Source organism: Oleiphilus sp. HI0086 (assembly GCF_001635225.1).
This window is the reverse complement of record NZ_LWFZ01000446.1, coordinates 1-277: the sequence shown is the minus strand read 5'-3', so window position 1 is coordinate 277 and position 277 is coordinate 1. Positions and strand designations below refer to the sequence as shown.

Sequence of the window (277 nt, the reverse complement as noted above, 5' to 3'; positions counted from 1 at the left end):
GTCCAATCGTGTCGTACGCTCATAAGTATGTTCTCGTGTGCAAAACCATGGTAAAACATGCGTCAACTTTATACATCAACGCTTAAGGATGAGTGTAATGATAAGCTTCACCAAAAAGTTGTCAACCAAATTTCATTTTTTGGTTAACAACTGGCATGCTCTGGATATTATTTTTCAATCCCCTTGCTTACTATGCGACGCCATAACTCTAAATAAATCAGCGATTTGCAAATCTTGCTTAGCGGACTTGGAATGGAATGTTACATTCTGCAAGCAA

Annotated in this window: 1 protein-coding gene; it reads left to right on the top strand. The window is 38.3% G+C overall.

All coding sequences use genetic code 11. From position 1 onward, the window contains the following. Positions 1-88: 88 nt before the first annotated feature. Positions 89-277 (top strand): double zinc ribbon domain-containing protein (locus tag A3756_RS29175; RefSeq protein ID WP_368664573.1); only part of this gene is annotated, 189 nt, incomplete at its 3' end.